This window comes from Catenulispora rubra (assembly GCF_015356825.1).
GTDB lineage: Bacteria > Actinomycetota > Actinomycetes > Streptomycetales > Catenulisporaceae > Catenulispora > Catenulispora rubra.
In genome coordinates, this window is sequence record NZ_JAACYW010000795.1 from 1 (window position 1) to 403 (window position 403).

Consider the following 403-nt stretch of genomic DNA (forward strand, 5'->3'; position numbering starts at 1 on the left):
CCGCCACCAAGGCCGCGGTGCGTTCCCTGACCCGCAGCATGGCCCGTGAGCTGCTGCCGCGGGGGATCCGGGTCAACGCCATCAGTCCCGGGCCGATCGCCACCGGCATCCTGGGCAAGGTGCTGCCGGAGGCGGCTCGGGCGGAGGTGGAGGAGCAGATGCGGGTGAACAACCCGATGCTGCGCTTCGGTGAGCCCATGGAGATCGCGAAGGCCTTCGCTTTCCTGGCCTTCGACGCCACGTACACGACCGGTGCTGAGCTCGTGGTGGATGGCGGCGCTTCGCAGCTGTGAGCACTTGCCGGCGGTGGGGCGGTCGCTGTCGCAGGCACCGCCGCCGCAGGCGCTCTCGTCGTCGCTGGTCAGTCGGCGAGGGTGGTGAGTGTGGCGAGCCAGTCTATGAT

The 403-nt window shown here is 69.7% G+C and carries 1 protein-coding gene; it reads left to right on the top strand.

Going from position 1 to position 403, the window contains the following annotated elements:
- Positions 1-293: SDR family oxidoreductase (locus tag GWK61_RS55460; RefSeq protein WP_194922401.1), on the top strand; the 293-nt coding region annotated here is incomplete at its 5' end.
- Between the last annotated feature and the right edge of the window lie 110 nt (positions 294-403).